This is a genomic window from Streptomyces sp. NPDC002206 (assembly GCF_053593595.1).
This window is the reverse complement of record NZ_JBSFCW010000014.1, coordinates 13,192-35,714: the sequence shown is the minus strand read 5'-3', so window position 1 is coordinate 35,714 and position 22,523 is coordinate 13,192. Positions and strand designations below refer to the sequence as shown.

Genomic DNA, 22,523 nt, shown 5'->3' with positions numbered 1-22,523 from the left:
CGGCAACCCGCTCACAACTTGTCCCAAGGCCTCCCCACCCCATACGGCAAGAGATTACCGTTCGGTAACACGGGTGCAGAGGGATTGGCGGCGCGGGCAGCGCGAGGTTGACTCATCAACCATGACTGACTGGACCGGCCGCACCGCCGTCGACATCGCTGCCGCCGTACGTGAAGGACGGGCCGACGCGGCCGACGTCACCCGCCGGCATCTGGACCGCATCGCCCGGCTCGATCCGGGCCTGTCCGCTTTCCGGCACGTGCGGGCGGAGCAGGCGCAGGCAGAGGCGGAGGCGGTGGACCGGCGGGCCGACCGTGCTTCCCTGCCGCTCGCAGGGGTCCCGGTTGCGATCAAGGACAACATCGCGGTCGCGGGCGAGCAGGCCCGCAGCGGATCCGCTGCCACCGCGCCCGACCGCAGCTCCGCCGACCACGTGATCGTCGAGCGGCTGCGGGCGGCGGGCGCCGTGGTGATAGGTCTGACCAACGTGCCGGAACTCTGCCTGGTCCCGATGGCCGACAGTATCTACGGGATCGCCCGCAACCCCTGGAACGAGCAGCGCACGCCCGGCGGCTCCTCGGGCGGCAGCGCGGCCGCAGTGGCCGCCGGCCTCGTCCCCCTGGCACACGGCAACGACGGGTTCGGCTCGATCCGTATCCCCTGCGCCTGCTGCGGAACCATCGGGATCAAGCCCGGGCGCGGCGTCGTGCCGCACGCACCGGACGACCCGACCTGGTTCGACCTGGTCGAGAACGGCCCGATCGCGACCACGGTGCAGGACGCCGCCCTCGGACTGGCCGTGATGGCCGGTGAACCGGACTTCGCGCAACTCGGCGATCCGGGGCCGCTGCGTATCGGTGTGTCGGTCCGGTCGATATCACCGGGCTTTGCGATCGCCGCCGAATACCGCCGTGCCGCGCTGGAAACCGGAAGGCTGCTGGAAGGTCTCGGGCACACCGTGTCCCGGCACACCCGACGCTACCCGGCATGGCTGGGACCTGCGTCGCTGACCTCCTGGTACGCCTCCGCGCACCAGAGCGCCGAAGGACTCGACCGGACCGAACTCGACCGGAGCACCCGACGATTGGCCGCAATCGGCAGGACGCTGGCGGCCGTGCATCTGCAGGGGGACCATGCGCGGGACCGCTGGCGCACCGAGGCGGCAGAACGCTTCTTCGGTCAGATCGATGTCCTGCTGCTGCCCGCGCTCAGCCGGCCTGCAGCGCAGGCGAAGCGCTGGGGCGAACACGGCGCGCTGCGCACCTCGGCGGTCAGCACCCGCACGGCCTCACTCTTCGGCTCCTGGAACATCGCGGGCTGGCCGGCGCTCGCCGTCCCCGTGGGGGTGGACGCCGACGTGATGCCCGTCGCAGTGCAGCTCGTCGCCAAGCCCGGCGGCGAGAAGCGCCTGCTGGAACTCGCCGCGCAGATCGAAGCCGCCAAACCCTGGCCGCGGCACGCGCCGCGCTATGCCGCGGACGCCACGGACGGCGCCGGGCCCCCGATCGCGGAAGAAGCCTGACACCGGCTTCAGGTGCCGCGGTCGGCGACAGCTGTCGTTTGTCGTTCCTCTTCACTCAGGAGCTTCAGGAAGAGACGAGTGACGGCGGTGCGATGCTTCCCGGCGCCTGGGCGGAGACCGTTCCCCGGCCGACGGCGGAAGCACCGCACCCCAGCCGGTGGTCCGGGATCGCACCTTCCGCCTGATCGCGCCTTCGGCGAGGGCCGCACCTACGACTGGGACGCCATCATGGCGGTCGTCGATGAACATCAGCCTCTACGACGCCGGACAGGCCGCCCTCGACACGGCCCGCTGTCTCCCGCCGGAATGTGACGTGCCCATCCGGGCCAACCGGTTCTGGCAGCCCGACGACCTCCACACCCTCACGAGCCGCGACCATCTCCTGACCATCCGGTATCACTCGGTCGGCCTCGGTGCGGGCCTGCTGCTCAGCGTTCCACCGGACCGGCGGGGCCGGATCGACGACGCCGAACACCATGGATTCGAGCCCGTCACCGTACGGGAACTCCAGATCCGGCTGACGGGCGGGAATCAGGCTCTGGCAGCAGTGAACGGCTTCCACTGCGGCCACTCCGCGACACCTGCACCACCGACATACGGACAGGCAGCTCCGGCCTCGGCAAAACCCGACTGACCCCGGCGCCCCAGTCGCTTATTGTCAACGTGATTCCTGGCAGATGCCTCGGCTCGGTCAGGACGAGGACCATGACGTGGAGGATGATTGTGCGCTACCGCGAGCTGGGACGCAGTGGACTGTCCGTGTCCGAGATCGGATACGGCGCGTGGGGCATCGGTGAGTCCAGCTGGGTGGGCGCCACGGAGGACGAATCCGTACGCGCCCTGCACCGTGCCATCGACCTCGGCGTGAACTTCATCGATACGGCGCGCGGCTACGGCGAGAGCGAGCGAATCGTCGGCCGGGTCGTCCGCGAGCGGGCCGACGACGAGGTGCTCGTCGCGACCAAGGTGCCGCCGAAGAACGGCACGTGGCCGGCGCCCGACGGCCTGGACCCGGCCGAGACGTTCCCGGGCGAGCACATCCGCAAGAGCCTGGAGACCAGTCTGCGCACCAGCGGCCTGGACCACTTCGACGTACTGCAGTTCCACGTCTGGAGCGATGACTGGGTCGGCCGTGGTGACTGGCTGGAGACGATCGCGGAACTGAAGCAGGAGGGCAAGATCCGCCTGTTCGGCGTCTCCATCAACGACCACCAGCCCGACAATGCACTCGCACTCGTACGCAGCGGCGCCGTGGACAGCGTGCAGGTCATCTACAACCTCTTCGACCAGGCGCCCGCCGACGCGCTGCTGCCGGCCTGTGAGGAGCACGGCGTCGGTGTCATCGTGCGGGTGGCGCTGGACGAGGGCGGCCTCACCGGCCGGATCACCGCCGGCACGACGTTTCCCGAGGGCGACTGGCGCAACCGCTACTTCCGCGACGACCGCCCGGCACAGGTCGAGCAGCGGGTGGCCGCGATCGTCGCCGACCTCGGCATCGCCCCCGACGAGATCGCCGAGCATGCGTTGCGGTTCGTACTGAGTTCGCCGGCGGTTTCCACCGTCATCCCCGGAATGCGCTCCGTACGCAACGTCGAGCGCAACACGGCCCTGAGCGACGGGCGTCCGCTCACCGCCGACCAGCTCTCCGTGCTGGCCAAGCACCGGTGGGAGCGCAACTTCTACTCGTGATCCGCGGGCACCATCGCCGGGGCCGGGCGGCACGCGGATTCAGCCCCGCGCACCGCCCGGCCGTGAGCGGTTCTACCGGCGCTCCAGCGAACCCCGGACGAATGCTGCCTGGCCGACATGCTGCAGGTCGTCCGCGATGACGCTGATCAGACGCACACCGAGGGTGACCGGCGGCGACCAGGTCTCATCCACAATGCGCTCCAGGGACCTGGGGCGGAGGCCACGAATGAACTCGACGCTCTGCTCGTGGACGGCGTCGTAGTAACCGAGCAGCAGTTCGGGCGAGCCCACCTGGACAGCCGCGACCTGTTTACTGCTCTGCCCGTATCCGGTGGCTCCCTTGTCGAAGGGCAGGTCGAAACGGGAGGTCCAGTCCTGGGAGAACCAGACCTGCTGTACACCGGCCGCATCCGAGACGTGGTCGTCCTGGATCCGGGTGAGGTGCCACACCAGCCAGGCGATGGAGTTCGCGCCGTCGTCGAGCCGGACGTGCAGGTCGTCGACGGAAAGGCCCTCGACCGCCGAGTGCACCGCTTCCTGGATTCGTGTGAACGCGTCCGTCAAAAGGTCTGCGCTGTTCATACGAACACCATCAAAAGGTCTGCGCTGTTCATACGAACACCATCGCCGCTCCCGCGCCCGGACCCTGCCATCGACACGCGCCGCACACCCCGCCGCACGCGACGTGCCTCGCGGGCTGCGGACGCTGACCGCCGGCCGGGCGCAGGCCGTCCCGTCAGCGACGTCGGCACCGGTGCCACGGACACCGTGTCGCGCTGTCGCCTCCGCGGGGTGCGTGCGCGCCCAGGAATCCGATTCCCATGCCCAGCATCCAGAAGTCCTTGGCCAGCGGGATGCCGGCCTGGGTGGGTCGCAGACTGTCGGACTCCCGCATTCCGGGGACCCTCAGATACAGGCCGACCAGCCCCGCGGAGAAGCCGGTGAGCGCCACTCCGGCCAGTCGGGTCGGTACGAAGGGGGCGAGCAGCGTCCCGCCGATGGCGATCTCGGACCAGGCGAGCAGCCGGGTGAAGCGCTGCGCGTCCAACTTCTCCAGGAACGGATAGGCGATGCAGGCCATACCGTGCACGCCCGCCGCCGTCTCCTTGTCCGCTTTCAGTTTGCTCAAACCTGAGTTCAGGATGAACGCACCGGTGGCGAGGCGCGGGGCCACATCGCGTGCTTCAAGATTCACTGTCATGGGAGCTCCGTCGATCAGGTACTAGGGCCCCTCGTCGACCTTAGCCAGAAGGTGGCAGAGGCGCTTGACGGAGAGGTCGGCCTCTCCGTCAAGCGCCTCGTCAGCCTTCGCCGGGGCACCGGTCCGTATCGCATCGGCCTCGCACGGCGCGTTCCGCCGTTCGGGGGATCGGACTGCCCTGAGTCAGCTCGCGTTCTTGACGAACTCAGTGGTGAAGGTCTTGTCGAGGTCGACCTTGGCGTCCTTCAGGTTCGGGTTGAAGGCCTTCAGGACCCGCTCAACGGTGGCGGGTCCGTCCGCGGGCATGACGCCGTCCGTGGTGAACATGGGCAGCGTGCTCTTGATGGCCTGCGCATAGAGGGCCTTGCCGCCGCCCTGCGCGTAGTCGGCGGGCATCTTGGCCGCGATCTCGTCCGCGCTGTGCGTGGACATCCACTTCAGCGTCCTGACGAAGGCGTTGGCCAGCTTCTGGACGGTTTCCTTGTGACTGTTGACCCATTCGGTCTGCATGTACAGGCTGGAGGACGGGTAGAGCCCGCCGAGCGCCTGCTTGGAGCCTTCGGGGGTGCGCATGTCGATGAGAATCTTGCCGAGCTTCTTGTCCAGGATGGTGGCGACGGTCGGGTCGGTGGTCATCCCGCCCTGGATGGAGCCCTGCTGGAGGGCGGAGATGAAGGTCTGACCCGCTCCCACCGCGACGGGGGTGAACTGGCTGGTCTGCACATCGCTGTTGACGGCGAGGTACTTCGTCAGGAAGTCGGTCGAGGAGCCGATGCCCGTCACGCCGAGCTTCTTGCCCTTGAAGTCCTTCGGTGACTTGATGTCGCCCGCTGCCTGGTTGGAGACGATCTCGACCTCGCCCGGAGCCTGTGAGAACTGGACGACCGACTCGACCTGCTTGCCCTTCACCTGGAGGTCGAGGGTGTGGTCGTAGAAGCCGACCGTGCCCTGCACATCACCGGAGACCAGGGCCGTCTCGGCCTGGACGCCCGCCGGCTCGGTCAGGAGCTGGACCGACACCCCTTCGTCCTTGAAGTAGCCCAGCCGCTCGGTGAGCATCGCGGGCAGGTAGATGACCTTGTCGAGGCCACCCACCATGATCTTGACCTTGACGTTCTTGCCGTCGGAGGCGCCGCTGGACTCGGAGTTGGAGCCACAGGCGGTCAGGGTGGTCAGGGCGAGTGCGCCGACAACGGCGACGGCCGAGATCCGGGTGAGTGTACGCATCTGGTTCACGTCCTCGTGAAGAGAAGAAACGATCGGATATTCGAATGGCGGGCGGCGCCGGCGTGCGGAGTCGGCGCCGGCGTGTGGAACAGACGTCAGCGCGGCGAGTCGGCGTCAGCAGGCTTCCAGCGGAAGAGCCGCTTCTCGAGGAAGGTCAACAGGCCTTCGGCAAGCAGTGCGACGACCGCGAGGATCACCATCGCGGCGTAGACGCCGGCGGCGTTGAAGGTGCCCTGGGAAGCGGCGACCAGCAGTCCGAGCCCCTTGGTGGCACCGATGTACTCACCGACGATCGCGCCGATGAGCGCGAAGCCGAAGCTCACGTGCAGGCTGGTGAAGATCCATGACGTGGCCGACGGGATGACCACCTGGAAGGTGACCTGGCGGTTGCTGGCACCCAGAATGCGGGAATTGGCGACGAGGTTGCGGTCCACCTCCCTGGCGCCCTGAAACGCGTTGAAGAAGACGGGGAAGAACACGAGGACGACCGCTGAGGCCACCTTCGAGGCGGGGCCGAGGCCGAACCAGATCAGGAAGATCGGCGCGAGCACGATGCGCGGCAGGGCGTTGAGCACCTTGATGTACGGGCCGAGAACGTCGGCGGCGAAGCGGATCCGGCCCAGCGCGATACCGAGCAGAACACCGGCGATCACACCGATGACCCAGCCGAGCAGTGCTTCGTAGAGCGTGTACCAGATCTGCTCCCACAGGGAGCCCTGCGCGGTGCCGTCGATGACCCAGGTGCGGATCTGGTCCCAGATCTTCGACGGCATGGAGAAGTTGAACGGATCGATGACCGCGGTCCGGGCCAGCCACTCCCACAGCCCAATGACTGCGAAGAGCAGTGCGATCCGGCTTCCGAGCACCAGGAACCTGCGGTTGCGGGTGGCTCGCGCTCTGGCCTGGGTCCGCTCGGTCTTGGTGACGGCGGCGCTCGCGGTGAGGGAATCAGGCGACATCGAGAGCACCCCTCTCGCGGGTGATGCGGACCTCTTCGCCGAGCGAGGACCAGATCTCCCGGTAGATCTCCAGGAACCTGGGCTCCAGACGCACCTGTTCGACCTTGCGCGGGCGGGGCAGATCGATCTCGAAGACCTCCTTGACGGTGGCCGGTCCCGCGGTCATGACCACGACTTTGTCGGCCAGCGCGATGGACTCCTCGAGGTCATGGGTGACGAAGACGACGGAGGCGCCGGTCCCGGCCCACAACTCCAGCAGTTCGTCGGACATCAGGGCCCGGGTCTGCACATCAAGCGCGGAGAAGGGTTCGTCCATGAGCAGGATCTCGGGATCGTTGACGAACGTGGCCGCGAGTGCGACACGCTTGCGCTGGCCGCCGGACAGCTGGTGGGGATAGCGGTCCTCGAAGGAGGACAGACCGACCCGGGCGAGCCACTCCCGGGCGCGTTCCTTCGCCTCGGCCTTCGGCACGCCCCGGAAGCGGGGGCCTGCCATCACGTTGGACAGCACGGTGCGCCAGGGGAAGACCGCATCCTGCTGGAAGACGAAGCCGACCTTGTCGCCGATGCCGCTCACCGGCTCACCGGCGACCAGCACCTCCCCCTCGGTGGGCTCCTCCAGGCCGCTGACCAGTGTCAGCGTTGTCGACTTGCCGCATCCGGTAGGTCCCACCACGGCGACGAACTCACCGCGCCCGATCGTGAGGTCCAGATCCCGTACGGCGGTGTGGAGCGCCCCCGAGGGAGTCCGGAACGCTTTGCTCGCCCCCCGCAGCTCGATGGCGGGGCTCGTTTCGCTGTTCATGAGGCGGGACGCTAGAGGCGGCCCGGGCACGACGGCACCCTTGCGCTCACAACTCCTGCTTCTGCCTATAACCTGCGGTTCTGCTCGTTCTGCTCACGCCGGAAGAACGAAAGTGCTACGAGGGCTGGTCAGCGACGGCTGCGACGTTTACGTTGCGTTCACACAAAGCAAAGCGGATCAGCAGATTCCCAGGCGGGCGGAAGGCAGAGGACGAGCACATGCGGATTCACTGGCCCCGCCGTGTCTTCGCCCAGGTCCTGCTCACACAGGTCGCCATCACGACCGGGGTGGTCATGCTCGTCACCGGGCTCTTCCTTGCCCCGCTCAGCCACCAGCTCGACGACCAGGCGATGCGCCAGGCTCTGTCCATCGCCCAGACGACCGCCGCCGAACCCGGTCTGGTGCACAACCTGACGAGCACCGAGCCCAGCCCCGGCGGCCCGGTACAGGCCGAGGCGGAGCGGATTCGCCGGGCCACCGGTGCGCTCTACATCGTGGTCATGGACACCCGTGGGGTCCGCTGGTCGCACACCGACACCCCACAGATCGGCAGACACGTCTCCACCGATCCCAGCACGGCCCTGGCCGGCCGGGAGATCATGCAGATCGACGACGGAACCCTGGGCCGCTCGGCCCGTGCAAAGGTCCCCCTCCGCGACGCGAACGGGACAATCGTCGGCGCCGTCTCGGTGGGCATCGCCTACGACAGCGTGCGCGAGCGGCTGCTCGGTACCATTCCCGGACTTCTGCTCTACGCGGGGGCTGCTCTCGCCGCGGGTGTCCTCGCCGCCCTGGCCGTCTCGCGACGTCTGCAGCGCAGCACCCATGGTCTTGCCTTCGCCGACATCTCCGCGCTGCTCGACGAACGCGAGGCCATGCTGCACAGCATTCGCGAAGCAGTTCTCGCCCTCGACGCCCGGGGGCGGATCCGGCTGCTGAACGACGAGGCGCAGCGTCTGCTGGAGCTCACGCCGGACGCCGTCGGCCGTGCTCTGAGCGAGGTGCTGCCGCCGGGCCGTGCGGCAGACGTGCTGACCGGGCAGGTCGACGGCGTGGACCTGCTCACCGTCTGCAGGGGACGCGTGCTGATCGCCAACCGCATGCCGACAGGTGACGGCGGTGCTGTGGTCACCCTGCGCGATCGCACCGAACTGGAGCTGCTCGGCCGCGAACTGGACTCCACGCACGGCCTTCTCGACGCGCTCCGCGCCCAGGACCACGAGCACGCCAACCGGCTCCACACCCTGCTCGGACTCCTGGAACTCGGGAGGCACGAAGCGGCGGTGGAGTTCGTGGCAGAGGTGGCCAACGGTCGCCGGGCCTCGGCGGAGCAGGTCGCGGAACGCGTCAATGACCCTCTGCTGTCCGCGCTGTTGGTCGGCAAGTCGGCCATTGCGGCGGAGCGGGGCGCGTCCTTGCACATCTCCCCGAACACCATGCTCCCTGACGTGGTGGTGGACCCGCGCGATCTGGTGACCGTCCTGGGCAACCTCATCGACAACGCGCTGGACGTCGCTTCCCTCATCGAAGTCGAGATCCGTGCGGAGGGCACCGCTACGGTCCTGCGGGTCAGCGACAACGGTCCGGGCGTGGCTCCCGATCTGCGCGAACAGATTTTCACCGAGGGCTGGTCCACCAAGCAGTCCCCCGCACATCGGGGCCGTGGGCTCGGCCTCGCGCTGGTACGCCGTCTCGCGGAGCGTTACGGCGGGGTGGCCCGCGTCGGTGCGAGGGCCGGTGGTGGCGCGGTCTTCACCGTCGTACTGCCCGAAACGCTCACCGTCCGGCAGCTGACCGAAGTGGGAGGGGTGCAATGATCGACGTCCTCGTGGTGGACGACGACTTCCGGGTGGCCGAGATCAACGCGGCGTACGTGGCCAAGGTGTCCGGCTTCCGCGTGGTCGCTCGCGCACACACCGCCGCACAGGCACTGTCCGTCCTGGAACGCAACCATGTCGACCTCGTACTTCTCGATCACTATCTTCCGGACGAGACGGGTCTGACGCTGGTACGGCGACTGCGCCAGCTCGGCCACACGGCGGACGTGATCATGGTGACGGCCGCTCGCGATGTGACGACCGTGCAGACCGCCATGCGCTACGGCGCCCTGCAGTACCTGGTGAAGCCGTTCAGTTTCGGCGGTCTGCGGTCCAAGCTGGAGAGCTACGCGGCATTGCGCCGCACTCTCGAAGGCGTGGGCAGCGGCCGCGGCGAGGCCGGCCAGGAGCAGGTCGACCAGATCTTCGGGGCGCTCCGCACCCCGGAGGCCGTTCCCGCAGCCGGTCTGCCCAAGGGACACTCCGCGCCGACCGCGGAGGTCATCCGCCACGTACTGTCGGCGGCGGACGAACCGCTGTCCGCACACGAGGTCGCCGTCCGGGCCGGATTGAGCCGCTCCACCGCCCAGCGCTACCTCAAGTATCTGGAGAGCGCGGGCCGCATCAGCCTCAGTCTCAAATACGGCGACACCGGCCGGCCCGAGCACCGCTACGCGTGGGCGAGGGCGAGCTGAGGTCCGTGCAGCGCCGGAGGTATCGGGCGCCGCACGGATCAGGTCGGGACGGAGAGGCCTCGTGATCAGGCCCACCGGTCACGCGGGCAGCCGCGGCACACTTTCGACGAGGCGGCGTGTGTAAGGGTGCGCGGGAGCGCCCAGCACCTGTCCGGTTTCGCCCTGTTCGACGATGTGACCGCGCTCCAGGACGGCGGTGCGTTCGCACAGCGAGGCCACTACCGACAGGTCGTGGGAGACCATGACGAGGGTCAGACCCTGCTTCTGCTTCAACTCGTTGAGCAGGTCGACGACTTTGACCCGGGTGGTGACATCGAGTGCGCTGACGGGTTCGTCGGCGAGCAGCACCCGCGGGTCGCACACGGTCGCCCGGGCAATCGCGATGCGCTGGCGCTGGCCGCCGGAGAACTCGTGCGGATAGCGCTCTGCGGCGTCGGCCGGGAGACCGACCCGCTCCAGGGCGTCAGCCACCTTGGGCCCGGCCGTGCTCCGGCTGTCGATGCCGAGGGAACGCAGTGGCTCGGACACGATGCTGCCGACACGCCGGCGCGGGTCCAGCGACGAGTACGGGTCCTGGAAGACACACTGCACGCTGCGCCTGAAACGCCGCATCTGCTCGCGGTCGCGTGGCTTCAACTCGTCGCCGTCGAACCGGACATTGCCGGAGGTGGCCCGGGCGAGCCCGAGCAGCAGCCGCAGCAGAGTCGTCTTTCCCGCGCCGGATTCGCCGACGAGGGCGAGGCTGTGCCCCGCCTCGACGGCGAAGGAGACGTCCTCGACGACGGGCGCCGGGTGTCCCCGGTAGGCGAAGGAGGCCGCGTTCAGCTCCAGTACGGGCGTCATCGTGCGCTCCTCAGGTCAAGAGCCGATTCCAGCTGCCGCGCGCTTGCCACCAGCGCCCTGGTGTACTCCTCGCGCGGGGCCTGCACGATCTCGCGGACGTCGCCCTGCTCCACGGCGCGACCGTCCTTCATCACCAGAACGCGATCGGTGACCTTCGAGACGACCGCGAGGTCGTGACTGACGAAGAGGACGGCCATGTCCCGTTCCCGTACGAGGGTGTCGAGCAGGTCGAGCATGTCGGACTGCACGGTGACGTCGAGCGCGGTGGTCGGCTCGTCCGCGATGAGCAGCTTCGGGTCGCAGGCCAGCGCCATGGCGAGTGCGACGCGCTGCCGCTGTCCGCCGGAGATCTCGTGCGGGAAGGCGCGGGCGATACGGTCGGGCTCGGGCAGTCGCACTTGCTTCAGGGCTTCCACGACGGCCCGCTTCAGCCCGGCGCCCCTCAGCCCTCGCCTTCTGCCCAGGGGTTCGGCGATCTGCCTGCCGACGCGCATCAGTGGGTCGAGTGCGGTGAGCGGCTCCTGGAAGACGATGGCGGCGTCCCGGCCGCGTACACCCGTGAGCTGCTTCTCGCTCGCGCCCACGATCTGGGTGCCGGCGAGTTCGGCGCTGCCGGTGGCTGTCATGCCGTCGGGCAGCAGGCCGAGCACGGCGAGAGTGGTCAGCGATTTCCCGGAGCCCGACTCACCGATGAGGCCGAGTCGTTCGCCGGGAGCGATGGTCAGCGAGAGGCCGTCGACAAGGATGCGCCCGTCGGCCGTACGGATCGCGAGGTCGCGTACGTCGAGGATGTTCATGCGCTCCTCCGTCGGGCCGCCGGGTCGAGGGTGTCGCGCAGTCCGTCGGCGATGAGGTTCACACCGATGACGAGCAGGACGAGCAGGATGCCGGGGGCCAGTGCGCCGGCCGGGGCCGTGGTGAAGGTGGCCTGAGCCTCCTGGAGCATGCGGCCCCACGAGGCGTTGGGCGGCGGCGCCCCCAGGCCCAGGTAGGACAGGCCGGCCTCGGCCAGCACCGCGAGTCCGAACTGGAGGGCCAGGTTCACCACGAGCGTCGGCCAGATGTTGGGCAGCACATGCCCGGCCACGATCCGCGGCCACGACGTGCCGGACGTGCGCGCGGCCGTGATGTAGTCCTGTGCCAGGACCCGCTTGACCAGGACCCGCACGAGCCGTCCCACGACCGCGCTCTGCGCGAGGCCGATCGCCAGCACGGCGGACCCCAGTGTGGCCGAGTGCGCGGCGACGATGAGCATCGCAAGCAGCAGCGTCGGGAAGGCGATCAGGATGTCGAGGAACGCGGAGAGCGTGTCGTCGAGCCAGCCTTGGGCGAACGCGGCCAGCACGCCCAGCGTGACGCCGACGGCGGCCGCGATGAGGACCGAACCCAGGCCTGCTTCGAACGCGACCCGGGAGCCGGTCATCAGCTGGGTGAACAGATCACGGCCGAGCTTGTCGGTGCCCAGCAGATGGCCCGCACCGGGGCCCGTGAGCCGCCCGCCGGACGTGTCGTCGGCGGCGTACGGGGCCCAGACGAGCGAGACCAGCGCAAGCAGCGCGATCAGGCCGGCCAGCACGCATCCGGAGGTCAGCGTGTACGAGCGCTTCGTCGACTGCTTCATCGGACACCTCCGGAGAGCCTGCCGCGGAGCCGAGGATCGATGATCCGCTGTACGAAGTCGGCGGCGAAGCCGATGACCAGCACCGCGAGCGTGGAGACGAACAGCACGCCCTGGATCACCGGATAGTCGTGCTGCGCGATGCCCGTCGCAAGCAGCGAGCCGAGGCCGGGGAGCGCGTACACGGACTCCACGACCACAGCGCCGAGCAGTGTGGACGCCAGCTCGATGCCGAGGATCGAGATCACCGGCACCGATGCGTTGCGCAGCCCGTGGCGCCACATGGCCCGCCCGAACGACGAGCCCAGGGCGCGCGCGGTGCGCAGATAGTCGCTGTCCAGTACGTCGAGCGTGGCCGACCTGACGTAGCGGATCAGCGAGGCGCTCATCACGAGCGCGATGGTGATGACGGGCAGGGCGAGCGAGCGGACCGCCTCGGCCGGCTGCGACCAGCCGTCCGGCGGGAAGCCGCCTGCGGGAAGCCAGCCGGCGTTCAGCGCGAAGACGGCTATCAGGATCATCCCGAGCCAGAACACGGGCACGGCGATACCCAGTTGGGAGACTCCGCTGAGCAGCGCGCCGTACCAGGTCCTGCGCCGGTGCGCGGCGACGAAGCCGACCGGGACGGCGATGAGGACCGCCAGGACGAACGCCGTGAGCGTGAGCGGGATCGTGACGTTCAGCCGCGAGGCGACCTCGGGCGCGACGGGCAGCGAGCTGACGAACGACGTACCGAGGTCACCGCCGGCCAGCTGCCCGATCCAGTGGACGAACTGCTCGGGCAGCGGCTTGTCGGAGCCGATGGAGTGCCGCGCCGCCGCGATCTGCTCGGGGCTGGCGCCCACCGAGGTGAGCGCGTTGGCGGGGTCGCCCGGCAGCATCCGCAGCAGCACGAACAGGACCACGCTCGCGAGCGCCAGCGACACCAGCAGGAAGGCGAGGCGGCGCAGGAGATACCGCGCCATCAGCCCTTCTCGATGTCGTACGCGAAGAACTGCGAGTTGAGGCCGTTGACCGGGTATCCGGACACCTTGCTGCTCGCCACGACGATCTGCGGGTACAGGTACAGCCAGTCGCTGGCCGCGTCCTCCGCGGTCCGGCGGTTGACCTTCTTCAGCAGTTCGGTCTGCTCAGCCGTGCCGGACGCCTGCTCGGCCTCTTCGACCCACTTCGTGACCTGCTTGTTGTCGTAGCCCCAGTAGAAGTCGGGGTTGCCGTACCAGACCAGGTCGCGGTCGTTGACGTGTTCCTGGAGCGTGGCCGTGAAGTCGTGGTTCTTGTAGACCTTCGTGTACCACTCGTCCGGCGTAATGGTGTTGATCTTGACGGTGATGCCGACCTTGGCGAGCTGCGACTTGATGAAGGTCGCCGCCGTCGGGTGCGGGTCGTAGTTCGGGGTGTCGAGGGTGAAGGTGAAGCCGTTCTTGTATCCGGCCTCGGCGAGCAGCTTCTTGGCTCGCGCGGTGTCGTGGGCGTTGACCTTGGTGAGGTCCTCGTACCACGGGTCGGTGGGCGGCACCATGGAGCCGATGAGCTTGCCGTAGCCGCCCCAGACCGACTCCAGAAGCTTCTTGTCGTCGATGGCGGAGGAGACGGCCTGGCGGACCTTGACGTCCGTGAAGGGCTTGGCCTTGTCGTTGAAGGCGAGCAGCAGCTTGGTCGTCGAGTTGCCGTCGTTGACCTTGTAGTTCTGGTTGCTCTTGAACTGGTCGAGGGCGTCGGGCGACTGCTCGCTCGTGACGACGTCCACGGCGTTGGTCAGGAGCGCGTTGTTGAGAGCGGTCGCGTCCTTGTAGTAATGGAAGACGACCTGCTTGTTGCTGGCCGCGTCACCCCAGTACCCGGCGAACCGGTCGAGGCCGAGAGCGGAACCGCGGGTCCACTTGTTCAGCCGGTACGGGCCGGTGCCGTCCTCGCTCGTCTTGAGGCTCTTCGCGTCGGAGTTGATGATCCACACGTAGGAGAGGTTGTAGACGAAGGAGATCGACTTCTTCGACAGCTGGACCTTCACCGTGCGCGCGTCCGGTGTCTCGACGGACTTGATGACCTCGAGATTGCTCTTGCGCGCGGACTGCGAGTCCTTGGCTATCACCTTCTCCAGGCTGTACTTGACGTCCTGGCTGGTGAGCTTCTTGCCGCTGTGGAACTTCACACCGTCGCGCAGGGTGAAGGTGTACGTGAGTCCGTCGCCGCTGACCTTGTAGTCCTGCGCGAGCAGATTCTCGACCTTGCCGTCGTCGGTGAGCTTGAACAGCCCCTCGTACACGTTGCCGTTGAGCGCCTCGGTGACGCCCTGGCCGCCACCCGCGGTGTTGTCCAGATTCTGCGGCTCGTAGAGCGAACCGATATTGACGGTGGCGTTCTTGTCGTACGCCCCTCCGGCGGCGGCGCCGCCCCCGTTGGAGCCCCCGCCGCAGGCGGTGAGGGTCAGGGCGAGGGCAGCGGCCGTGGCGCCGCCGTACAGAGAGGTCTTCTTGATGCTCATGAGGAGTACGCGCTTTCGTGCTGCGAGGCGGGAGTACGGGGTCGATCAGTGCTGCGCGGGGAAGCCGTCGCGGAAGACGGGGCGCTTCTCGCCGGCCTCGACGGGCAGGTGGAAACGGTTCTGCCGCGGCGGCATCGGACAGTTGTACTGGTCCGAGAATCCGCACGGCGGCACGAAGGCGCGGTTGAAGTCGAGAAGGACGCGGCCCTCGCCGGTGTGGGTGACGAAGAGGAAGCGCCCGGCGCCGTAGGTGATGTCGCCGTTGGTGGGGTCACCGAAGACGAGAAGCAGGGTGCCGTCGTCGTCGAAGGCGCTCAGCACGTAGTCCTGTCCGTCCAGGGTGAGCGCGATGTCACCCGGCACGGCGAGGTCACGGGTACCGCCGTTGTCGCGGATGTGCTCGAAACCGACCCGCCGGGCGCCCGGTACCGGGGTGTACGAGGCCTCCAGCACCCAGGCCGGGTCGTACGGGAAGACATCGGTGCGATCGAAGTTCTGGATCGCGGGCGACTGCGCGTCCCAGAAGCGCAGACCGTGCTCCGGCTCGCCGGTGACGAGGTCGGTGCGCTCGACCGTGGTGACAGTCACATTCCCCGGCTGTCCGGCACGGGCCGCGTCGAGGTCGGGACGCTCACCGGTCGGGGCCCAGCGGGTCTCCACGAGGGCGAGGTTCCCGGAGGACGAAGTGATGGAGCGCCGTCGCTCGGCGCGCCATGCCTCCCAGTCCGTAGCGGGGTCGGTCGGCTGGTCCGGGGCGGCGGCGTGGGACACGGCTTCACTCATTCGCGTAGACGATCGTCGGCTGTCACACGTCGGATATCACGCTGCGTGAAGTTCAGCCCAAAGGACCTTCTTTATCTTTCATAAGGCAAGCTAATGTCAAATTCAGGCCACTGGCCGAGATGGGGCTGCCTGTTCCAGCAGGTCAAGCCCGGAAGGCCCGCCGTGCCACCCCTGGAGGGAGCATCCCAGGTTGCTCGGCATGCGACACACGGTCCGCCGGAGCACCCTGGTCCTGAAGCTGCCTGTCCCCCGACCGGCAGCCGGCCAGGAAAGGGGTGACAGCCATGTTCGCGCGGCTGAGCACCTACCAGGGTTCACCGGTTCCTGCAGAGGGAGACCTGACCGCGAACTGGGAAGCGGTCCTCCAGCAGATCCAGGAGGCTTCGGGCTTCCGTGGAGTGTTCTACCTCGTCGACCGGGCCTCCGGGAAGGCTACGTCGCTGACCCTGTGGGAGGACGAGGAGGCCATGCAGGCCAGCGAGGACAGTGCCGCCCGGCTCCGCGAGGAGGTTGCGCACAGGGAAGGCCAGCGCGTCGCCTCGGTCGAGCATTTCGAAGTGGGTTTCAGTCATGTGGAGCCGTCGTAGTCAGCGCTCCAGGCGTTGCCGGCGACGCAGAGTCGCCGGGCCGACATCACGGCCCTGACCAAGGTCCGCTCGCGGCCGAGTCGGGATCCGCTACCTCGCCGACGCAGCCGGCAAGCGGGGTTGAGCCATTCGTGTTGTGATCGAAGACAGGGAAACACGCCGGTCGAGGGCGGGAGGAAATCATGTCCGAGAAGCTGCTGGCTCGAGACATCATGACCGGTGGCGTGCAGTGCGTCGGTGCACACGAGTCGCTGTTCGAGGTAGCGAAGACGATGCGCGATCTGGGTGTCGGTTGCCTACCCATCTGCGGCGACAACAACAGGCTCACCGGCTTGATCACCGACCGGGACATCGTCGTCAAGTGCTGCGCCGAGGGCATCGACCCTGCAACCGTGCAGGCCGGATCCCTCAATGCCAAGATCCACTGGATCGATACCGAAGCGGACGCCGCCGATGTCCTGAGGACCATGGAGGAACATCAGATCAAGCGACTGCCGGTGATCGACGTAAAGGGCGGCCACCGTCTGGTCGGCATGATCACGGAGGCCGATCTCGCGAAGAACCTGAGCGACGAACAGATCGCTGAATTCGTGAGCTGCGTGTACGCGACTGCTCAGACGTAGCAGCTCCTTCAACTGCCGTCGCAGTGCAGGCTTCTCCTGACGCAGTCGGTGCGTATGCTCTGCGAATGATCCAGGCGGTATTGCTAGACCTCGACGCAACCTTGCTCGACTACGGCATGCCCGCCTGGAGGGCGACTGTTCGGGCCGTGTGCGACGTCCTGGTCCGGTCGGCCCCCGACCTCGATGCCGACTCGCTGCACGACGCCTATACACGCCGCTATCTCGACCACATGCGCGCGGGCGGGGACGGTGCGCAGCACCCGCCCGGCCGGATCCCGGATGCCGATTCCATCTGGAGGGAGTGCTGGCGGCAGGCACTCGACGAGTGCGGGCACGCCCAGCTCGCCGGCCCTGCGACCGATGAATACAAGCGGCAGCGTTGTCGGCGCTACGTGCTGTTCGACGACGTGGCGAACACGCTGAGTGCGCTTCGCAGCGCCTCGTACCGGTTGGGGCTTGTCACCAACGGTCCGGGCGACGCGCAGCGGGACAAGATCACGGCGACCGGTCTGGACAGGTTCCTGGACGTCACCGTGATCTCGGGCGAGGTAGCCGTATCCAAGCCCGATCGGAGGATTTTCGAGATCACCCTCGAACGCATGGGGCTCGGGCCCGCCGATGTCTGCCACGTGGGCGACAGCCTGGTGACCGACATCGGCGGAGCGCTCAACGCGGGTCTGGGTGCCTCGATATGGCTGAACCGGTCGCACGTGGCGCGTGACCCCCTACTGCGTCCCCCGTCACACGAGATCACTTCCCTTCACGAACTTCCTGCCCTGATACGAACAGGTTCTGCGCTCGGATCGGCGGGAGCATGCCCGGACGACGCTGCGGCCCCTGGAGCGCCCTGAATCTCAGGGCCGAGGCGAGGCCCGAGGGGTACTCGTCACAGCGGTGGCCGCTCCTCTTCCGGGCGGCCACCGCCCGGAAGAGGCAGGGGTTCGGCCGGTCAGGCGTGCGCGGCGGGGCGGGTGGAGCGCAGACGGGACTTGATGCCCACGAGCACGGCCGACAGCACGGCCCAGAGGGCGAGCGTGAGCAGCGGCACTCCTGCGTGGGCACCGTCGAAGTAGCTCAGGTCGCTCACCGCCCGTACCGCCGCGCCGGGCGGCAACAGAGCGGAGACGGCTCGGGCCGCGGCCGGCAGCAGGTCGGAGCTGATGGTGGCGCCGCTGGTGGAGTTACCGACCGTGAGCAGAAGCAACGTCGCCACCGGGACGCCGATGGGGCCGAGGTAGGTGCCCAGCAGCTTCGTGGTGAACGCTGCCGCGGCCGCCAGCAGCGCCAGTGTGGCCACCAGCGGGAAGAACGGGGCAGGCACCGCGTCCAGGACGGGGCCTGCGATGATCGCGGCAACGGTGCCGGTCGCCACCGAGACGCCCGTGATCAGCCAGAACCGGTGCCGCAGGTGGAGCACGTTCGCCATGCCCAGCGCGTTCTGAGCCAGGACGAATCCGGCGAGGGTGACACCGAACGACACGTAGAACCCGGCGAGACCCCGCCCGTCGAAGTGAGCGAGCGGCACCACGTCGGTCGTCGTGACCTGCTGGCCGGATCCCGCGGCGTACGCGGACACCACGCTCTTGACCGCGCCCGTGGTGGACAGGCCGTTCGCCCCGGCCACCTCCAGGCTCAGCTGTCCGTCGCCGCCGGAGCTCAGCGCAGCCACCACGTCGTGCTGTTCCAGGGCCTCGCGGGCTGCGGCCGCGCTCACCGCGGGGCGAACGTCGACGCTGTCGCCCAGCGACAGCTCCATCCTGTGCGCGAGGGTGTTGCCCACGACCGCCACCGGCAGCTGATGCGGCTTCGGGTCGCGTTGCAGCCCGACGTAGCAACTGATGAAGGCCGAGACGAGGACGAGGGCGATCACCGCGGGTTGCAGCAGCGTCCGCAGCGGCGGCCGGCTGCTCGGGCCCGGATGGCGCGGCGCGACCGCCTCGCCGGGGACGGAGCCGGGCGGTGCGGTCACTTCCTCGCTGCGGACGGAGACGGAACCGACGGTGGGTGTCATGAGGTAACTCCGGTGTTCTGAAAGATGATGGGGCCGCGCGAGGCCGTGGGGGCCGTGCAGCTCAGGCGGCGGCCGGCTGTGCGGCCAGGCTCTGCTCGACCTGGCGGCTGCAGTCGTCGGTGAGGATCTCGGGGAGTCCGTACTGCAGGCCGTCCAAGGCCTGCGTGGCCATCGAGGCCGGGTCGATCTTCTGGCCGGCGGGGACGTGAGCGGCCATGTCGGTGTCCATGAAGCCGACGCACAAGGCGGCTACGAGGCCCCGTACCGGGCAGGTGGCCGCCGGTGACGAAGTCCTTCAGTCCCATGCCTTCTCCCTGCACCGGCCGCGGCGGCCACCCTTCGTGAACGCAGCGGACCGAAAATAGATTTCACTAACAATCTAAACAGGGTCGTACGATAGATTGCAACCGACATCCATATGGAGGAGGTGGCCCGATGGGCCGCGTGTCACAGGCACAGGCGCAGGAGAACCGGAAGCGCGTGGTCGCCAACGCCTCCAGGCTGTTCCGGGAGCAGGGCACCGGCGTCAGCGTCGCGGACCTGATGAAGTCGGCCGGGATGACGCAGGGCGGCTTCTACAAGCAGTTCCCCTCCAAGGACGCCCTGGTCGGCGAGGCCACCGTGCACGCCTTCGCCCAGTTGGAGGCGCGCCGCAGGGCAGAGCTCGACGAGCACGACGGGCAACGTGACGCGGCCCGTCAGGGCCTGATCGACCACTACCTGTCGACCCGGCACCGCGACAACGCCGGCGACGGCTGTCCCGCCGCCGCGCTCGCCGCCGACATGGCCCGGGACGCGGGTGACGCCGCCCACGACGTCTACATCGAGGGAGTGCGCGACTTCGCCCAGTGGCTCGCCACCGACGACGAAGACGGCCTGGCCCGTCTGGCCACCCTGGTCGGCGCCCTCCTGCTGGCCCGCGCCACCAACGGCTCCCCACTGTCCGACGAGATCCTCCACGCCGCCCACGCGGCCCTGTCGGGCGACAGCTGACCCGTCCGGGCCTCGTTACCCACCGACGCGGCGTTTGTCAGGACCCCTTGCGCGGGCGCAACGGCTCGAAAATGCGCGAGACGACGCTTGCACCCCCATGCTGGATGCGTGTGCACATGGCCCGCACGGAGAGGAGTGCGCGAGATGATCCGCCGCAAGTGTTCGGTCCTCGGCGCAGCGCTGCTGACCGCCGGGGCCCTGGCGGCGACGACGCCCGAGGCGGCCGCCGCCGAGAAGACATGCCCCTACACGTCCTCCATCGATCGCCCCGCGCTCACGTACGTGAGCACCGGTCGTTCCGTGAAGCAGGCGCAGTGTCTGAGCAACGTGTGGGGCGGCGTTCCGAAACTCGCGGTCGACGGGGTCTTCGGCACAGCCACGTCGAAGAAGATCATCTGGATTCAGGGATGTCACGGCCTGGGCAGAACCGGGGTCGTCGACCGGGACACCTGGCAGGTGCTTTACCACCCCGCACTGGACTGCTACGACCCGTATCCGAAGTGACCTGCCCAGGTCGGGCCGCGACGGCTGGAGCGGAAATCGCGCGAAGAGTGAGTGGAGGTGTGCTGTCGGGGTGGCCCCGCACAAATGACCAGCCGATGGCCTCGCGCGCCTGGAAGGTCGCGCGGCAGCCACCGGCTGGCGCATGCACACGGCTGTTACACCGTGGGGTCGATGTCCCCGCTGCTCGCCTGCTTGCTCTGCTGCTTGAGCTCGCGGGCCTTGTCCTTCAGCCGCTGACGCTCCTGCGGGTCGGAGATACGCTCTGCGGCCTGTTCCATCTCCTGTGCCTTCTGGAGAAGTTGCTGGGCACGGGCACCGGACTCGCCTGCAACGCTCATGATCACTCCTTGGTGTCATCGGGGAAGAGCGGGCCACACCAGCGAAGCAGCGCACCTGTGCCCTCGCATCTCGAAGGCTCACCCACCGTTATCCGCGCAGGCCGCGGTACGCACATGAGGGTTCGAACGCATCCGCGGGGCCGACCAGACCGGCAACCGAGCCGATGGAAGACGTCTCCGCTACGGGCGCGGACGGTCGAACCAGTCTCTGGTGTCCTGCCCGGTCGCGAGGACGATCACCTGTGCACGCGCTCGTGCGCGGCTGGGCCGGACCGATAGGCGCCGTGATGACTGCGGTTGCCCTGATCGCCTTTTCGGGCGCTCGCATGGAGAACGTTCACGCTGCGACGTGACGACGTTACGTATGTCGTCCGCCTCACTTGTTCCTTGCCCTCCGGCCTCCGAGCAGAGGGCTGAACGGCAAAGTGAGTACCCGTACTGATGCACCATCAGGCCGCCTCCCTCTACGTTTCGGTCATGACGGACAGTCGATCCGACCGGCGTGCCGTAACGATCGCGCTTCGCGTGCTGGGTGGGGTGACGGCCACGATGCTGGCTCTTGCGGTGGCCCTTCACGGACTCCTCATGGGTCTGGAGGGCACCCACTGCGAGACCCGTCCTCGTGCTCGTCGCGCGATGCGACGCTCTCACCCACTGGACAGTTCGGATCCTGGTGCTGGGGGTGGTTCCCATCGGCTGGGTCACGGCCGCCGGCGCGGTCTTCCTGCCGCCCCTGCGGTCGTCCGGACCGAGGGGGGCCAGCCCTCGGTGGGCCCGGCGCAGCTCGGCCAGGGCCGCCTCCAGGTCCTCCGGCCGGCCCTGCAGTTGGTGGCGCCGCAAGAAGGCCCGGCCCAGGTAACCGTGCATCACGGCCGCCGTCGCCGGGTCGTCGGGGGCGTGCCGCAGTGCGTTGCTCAGATCGGCGACAGCTCTGTCCAGGTCCTGCGCCCGTCCGAGCACTTCGTAGAGCGCGCACAGCTGATGGCCGCGCAGGCACCGGTAGACCACGCGGTCGGCGTGCGCGCCGGCCTCGATGGCCAGTACCTCGGCCTCGGTCAGCACCGCGATCGCCCAATACATCGCGTCCGGATCCCGCCCGTGCGAGGCATCGCGCGCGAGCGCCGCCGCCAAGGCTGTGTCCAGCTCCCGAGCAGCGGCACGGGCCGCATACTGCTGCTCCATCACCGGTGGCAGCACTGCATCGGGATCCAGGTCGCGCACCCGGAAGAACAGCCGCACGGCGGCGTCTGTCGCCTCCTCGTGCGCGTGCTCGGTAACCTCCAGACGCAGATACCAGTAGAACCAGGCCAGTACGGCGGTCGCCTCCAGGTCCAGTTGAGGTGCCCGGGCCAACAGTTCCTCGGCGGCGGTCACTGCCGTCGGGTCGGTCACCGCGTCGCGCCCGCCCTGCTCGTACTGGACGATTCGCCGCCGCAGTGTGGTGAGCCGATTCAGTTCCTGCATTCGGTTCCCCCGTGTCCCGGAACTTCTCCCTGACGCTAGCACCGGACATGAGTGGATCGAGGCCGTCGCCTGCATTGCCCACCGCCGCTTCGGCGCGCGCCCGGCCCGCGGCAGCGGGATCGCAGCAGAAACGGCCCACCAGCAGCAGCACCACCATTGACATGACGTTCCGTCAGTCCTCTCAGTCCTGCCTCACCTCTACGGGCCACTGGGGTGGTCCGCGGCGACACGGCACCCGTGGGCGGCGCGGGTCCTGGGGACCGGCTCCGGATCCGCGTTTAATCGCCTCCGAGAACCGAAACGCCGGGCACGGAGAGCGCTGACGGGCGCGGATCCCCGGGCCACGCCCCACAGCGCTT

The 22,523-nt window shown here is 68.4% G+C and carries 24 protein-coding genes and 1 pseudogene; 10 read left to right on the top strand and 15 right to left on the bottom strand.

The genetic code is table 11. The annotated features are described in order from the left end of the window. Nucleotides 1-121 precede the first annotated feature (121 nt). The 3 genes from ACWCP8_RS24255 (at nucleotide 122) to ACWCP8_RS24245 (ending at nucleotide 3,211) form a co-directional block, all read left to right on the top strand. Nucleotides 122-1,522: an amidase gene (locus ACWCP8_RS24255; RefSeq protein WP_451118063.1), complete on the top strand. Its 1,401-nt coding sequence runs from the start codon at nucleotides 122-124 to the stop codon at nucleotides 1,520-1,522. Between the two features lie 241 nt (nucleotides 1,523-1,763). Then, the gene (locus ACWCP8_RS24250) at nucleotides 1,764-2,156 is read left to right on the top strand and encodes a hypothetical protein (RefSeq protein ID WP_451118061.1); all 393 of its coding nucleotides are present in this window, start codon (nucleotides 1,764-1,766) and stop codon (nucleotides 2,154-2,156) included. Nucleotides 2,157-2,245: 89 nt separating this feature from the next. Continuing rightward, complete coding sequence (locus ACWCP8_RS24245; protein ID WP_352267221.1) at nucleotides 2,246-3,211, top strand: aldo/keto reductase; 966 nt, start codon at nucleotides 2,246-2,248, stop codon at nucleotides 3,209-3,211. Between the two features lie 72 nt (nucleotides 3,212-3,283). On the opposite strand, the gene ACWCP8_RS24240 is transcribed toward ACWCP8_RS24245, so the two are convergent. The 5 genes from ACWCP8_RS24240 to ACWCP8_RS24220 form a co-directional block, all read right to left on the bottom strand. Next, on the bottom strand, nucleotides 3,284-3,793 hold the full coding sequence (locus ACWCP8_RS24240; RefSeq protein ID WP_451118059.1) for a mycothiol transferase: 510 nt from the start codon (nucleotides 3,791-3,793) through the stop codon (nucleotides 3,284-3,286). 154 nt (nucleotides 3,794-3,947) lie between these two features. Beyond that, nucleotides 3,948-4,412, bottom strand: a complete 465-nt coding sequence (locus tag ACWCP8_RS24235; RefSeq protein ID WP_352267117.1) for a hypothetical protein — start codon at nucleotides 4,410-4,412, stop codon at nucleotides 3,948-3,950. Between the two features lie 183 nt (nucleotides 4,413-4,595). Further along, a complete protein-coding gene (locus ACWCP8_RS24230) occupies nucleotides 4,596-5,639 on the bottom strand; it encodes an ABC transporter substrate-binding protein (RefSeq protein ID WP_352267118.1) in 1,044 nt (347 codons plus the stop codon). Nucleotides 5,640-5,734: 95 nt separating this feature from the next. Next, on the bottom strand, nucleotides 5,735-6,598 hold the full coding sequence (locus ACWCP8_RS24225) for an ABC transporter permease (protein ID WP_352267119.1): 864 nt from the start codon (nucleotides 6,596-6,598) through the stop codon (nucleotides 5,735-5,737). Beyond that, complete coding sequence (locus tag ACWCP8_RS24220; RefSeq protein WP_352267120.1) at nucleotides 6,588-7,403, bottom strand: ABC transporter ATP-binding protein; 816 nt, start codon at nucleotides 7,401-7,403, stop codon at nucleotides 6,588-6,590. The genes ACWCP8_RS24225 and ACWCP8_RS24220 overlap by 11 nt, the downstream gene beginning before the upstream one ends. 218 nt (nucleotides 7,404-7,621) lie before the next feature. On the opposite strand from ACWCP8_RS24220, the gene ACWCP8_RS24215 reads away from it, so the two are divergent. Further along, a complete protein-coding gene (locus ACWCP8_RS24215) occupies nucleotides 7,622-9,220 on the top strand; it encodes a sensor histidine kinase (protein ID WP_352267121.1) in 1,599 nt (532 codons plus the stop codon). Beyond that, entirely contained in the window at nucleotides 9,217-9,915 is a 699-nt protein-coding gene (locus tag ACWCP8_RS24210) for a response regulator (RefSeq protein ID WP_326632669.1), read from the top strand. The genes ACWCP8_RS24215 and ACWCP8_RS24210 overlap by 4 nt, the downstream gene beginning before the upstream one ends. Nucleotides 9,916-9,993: 78 nt before the next feature. On the opposite strand, the gene ACWCP8_RS24205 is transcribed toward ACWCP8_RS24210, so the two are convergent. The 6 genes from ACWCP8_RS24205 to ACWCP8_RS24180 are packed head-to-tail and all read right to left on the bottom strand — an operon-like array spanning nucleotide 9,994 to nucleotide 15,644. Further along, nucleotides 9,994-10,758, bottom strand: coding sequence for an ABC transporter ATP-binding protein (locus ACWCP8_RS24205; protein ID WP_352267122.1), 765 nt, complete (start codon nucleotides 10,756-10,758; stop codon nucleotides 9,994-9,996). Further along, nucleotides 10,755-11,555 carry an ATP-binding cassette domain-containing protein gene (locus ACWCP8_RS24200; protein ID WP_451118055.1) on the bottom strand — a complete coding sequence of 267 codons (801 nt, stop codon included), beginning with the start codon at nucleotides 11,553-11,555 and terminating at the stop codon, nucleotides 10,755-10,757. Before ACWCP8_RS24200 ends, ACWCP8_RS24205 begins: the two co-directional genes overlap by 4 nt. Continuing rightward, a complete protein-coding gene (locus ACWCP8_RS24195; protein WP_326601935.1) occupies nucleotides 11,552-12,379 on the bottom strand; it encodes an ABC transporter permease in 828 nt (275 codons plus the stop codon). The genes ACWCP8_RS24200 and ACWCP8_RS24195 overlap by 4 nt, the downstream gene beginning before the upstream one ends. Continuing rightward, nucleotides 12,376-13,341: an ABC transporter permease gene (locus tag ACWCP8_RS24190; RefSeq protein WP_352267124.1), complete on the bottom strand. Its 966-nt coding sequence runs from the start codon at nucleotides 13,339-13,341 to the stop codon at nucleotides 12,376-12,378. The genes ACWCP8_RS24195 and ACWCP8_RS24190 overlap by 4 nt, the downstream gene beginning before the upstream one ends. Then, a complete protein-coding gene (locus ACWCP8_RS24185; protein ID WP_352267125.1) occupies nucleotides 13,341-14,861 on the bottom strand; it encodes an ABC transporter substrate-binding protein in 1,521 nt (506 codons plus the stop codon). Before ACWCP8_RS24185 ends, ACWCP8_RS24190 begins: the two co-directional genes overlap by 1 nt. Nucleotides 14,862-14,906: 45 nt before the next feature. Then, nucleotides 14,907-15,644, bottom strand: coding sequence for a DUF1684 domain-containing protein (locus tag ACWCP8_RS24180; protein ID WP_451118052.1), 738 nt, complete (start codon nucleotides 15,642-15,644; stop codon nucleotides 14,907-14,909). A gap of 284 nt (nucleotides 15,645-15,928) precedes the next feature. On the opposite strand from ACWCP8_RS24180, the gene ACWCP8_RS24175 reads away from it, so the two are divergent. The 3 genes from ACWCP8_RS24175 (at nucleotide 15,929) to ACWCP8_RS24165 (ending at nucleotide 17,705) form a co-directional block, all read left to right on the top strand. After that, nucleotides 15,929-16,231 (top strand): hypothetical protein, encoded by a 303-nt coding sequence (locus ACWCP8_RS24175; protein WP_352267222.1) that lies wholly within the window; start codon nucleotides 15,929-15,931, stop codon nucleotides 16,229-16,231. Between the two features lie 182 nt (nucleotides 16,232-16,413). Further along, nucleotides 16,414-16,854 (top strand): CBS domain-containing protein, encoded by a 441-nt coding sequence (locus tag ACWCP8_RS24170; RefSeq protein WP_352267128.1) that lies wholly within the window; start codon nucleotides 16,414-16,416, stop codon nucleotides 16,852-16,854. A 65-nt stretch (nucleotides 16,855-16,919) separates the two neighbouring features. Further along, on the top strand, nucleotides 16,920-17,705 hold the full coding sequence (locus ACWCP8_RS24165) for an HAD family hydrolase (RefSeq protein ID WP_451118050.1): 786 nt from the start codon (nucleotides 16,920-16,922) through the stop codon (nucleotides 17,703-17,705). Nucleotides 17,706-17,803: 98 nt separating this feature from the next. Here the strand turns inward: ACWCP8_RS24165 and ACWCP8_RS24160 are convergent, their stop codons facing one another. Next, the gene (locus ACWCP8_RS24160; RefSeq protein ID WP_352267130.1) at nucleotides 17,804-18,865 is read right to left on the bottom strand and encodes a hypothetical protein; all 1,062 of its coding nucleotides are present in this window, start codon (nucleotides 18,863-18,865) and stop codon (nucleotides 17,804-17,806) included. A 61-nt stretch (nucleotides 18,866-18,926) separates the two neighbouring features. After that, nucleotides 18,927-19,127 (bottom strand): annotated as a pseudogene (locus ACWCP8_RS24155) (short-chain dehydrogenase); the annotation flags it as partial. Nucleotides 19,128-19,300: 173 nt separating this feature from the next. Between ACWCP8_RS24155 and ACWCP8_RS24150 the strand changes: the two are divergent. Together ACWCP8_RS24150 and ACWCP8_RS24145 are read left to right on the top strand one after the other, a co-directional pair. Beyond that, nucleotides 19,301-19,858 (top strand): TetR/AcrR family transcriptional regulator, encoded by a 558-nt coding sequence (locus tag ACWCP8_RS24150; protein WP_451118047.1) that lies wholly within the window; start codon nucleotides 19,301-19,303, stop codon nucleotides 19,856-19,858. Between the two features lie 144 nt (nucleotides 19,859-20,002). Then, complete coding sequence (locus tag ACWCP8_RS24145; protein WP_352267133.1) at nucleotides 20,003-20,362, top strand: peptidoglycan-binding domain-containing protein; 360 nt, start codon at nucleotides 20,003-20,005, stop codon at nucleotides 20,360-20,362. 155 nt (nucleotides 20,363-20,517) lie between these two features. On the opposite strand, the gene ACWCP8_RS24140 is transcribed toward ACWCP8_RS24145, so the two are convergent. Next, a complete protein-coding gene (locus ACWCP8_RS24140; RefSeq protein WP_352267134.1) occupies nucleotides 20,518-20,700 on the bottom strand; it encodes a DUF6381 family protein in 183 nt (60 codons plus the stop codon). A 180-nt stretch (nucleotides 20,701-20,880) separates the two neighbouring features. Next, nucleotides 20,881-22,164 (bottom strand): hypothetical protein, encoded by a 1,284-nt coding sequence (locus tag ACWCP8_RS24135; RefSeq protein WP_451118044.1) that lies wholly within the window; start codon nucleotides 22,162-22,164, stop codon nucleotides 20,881-20,883. Nucleotides 22,165-22,523 lie beyond the last annotated feature (359 nt).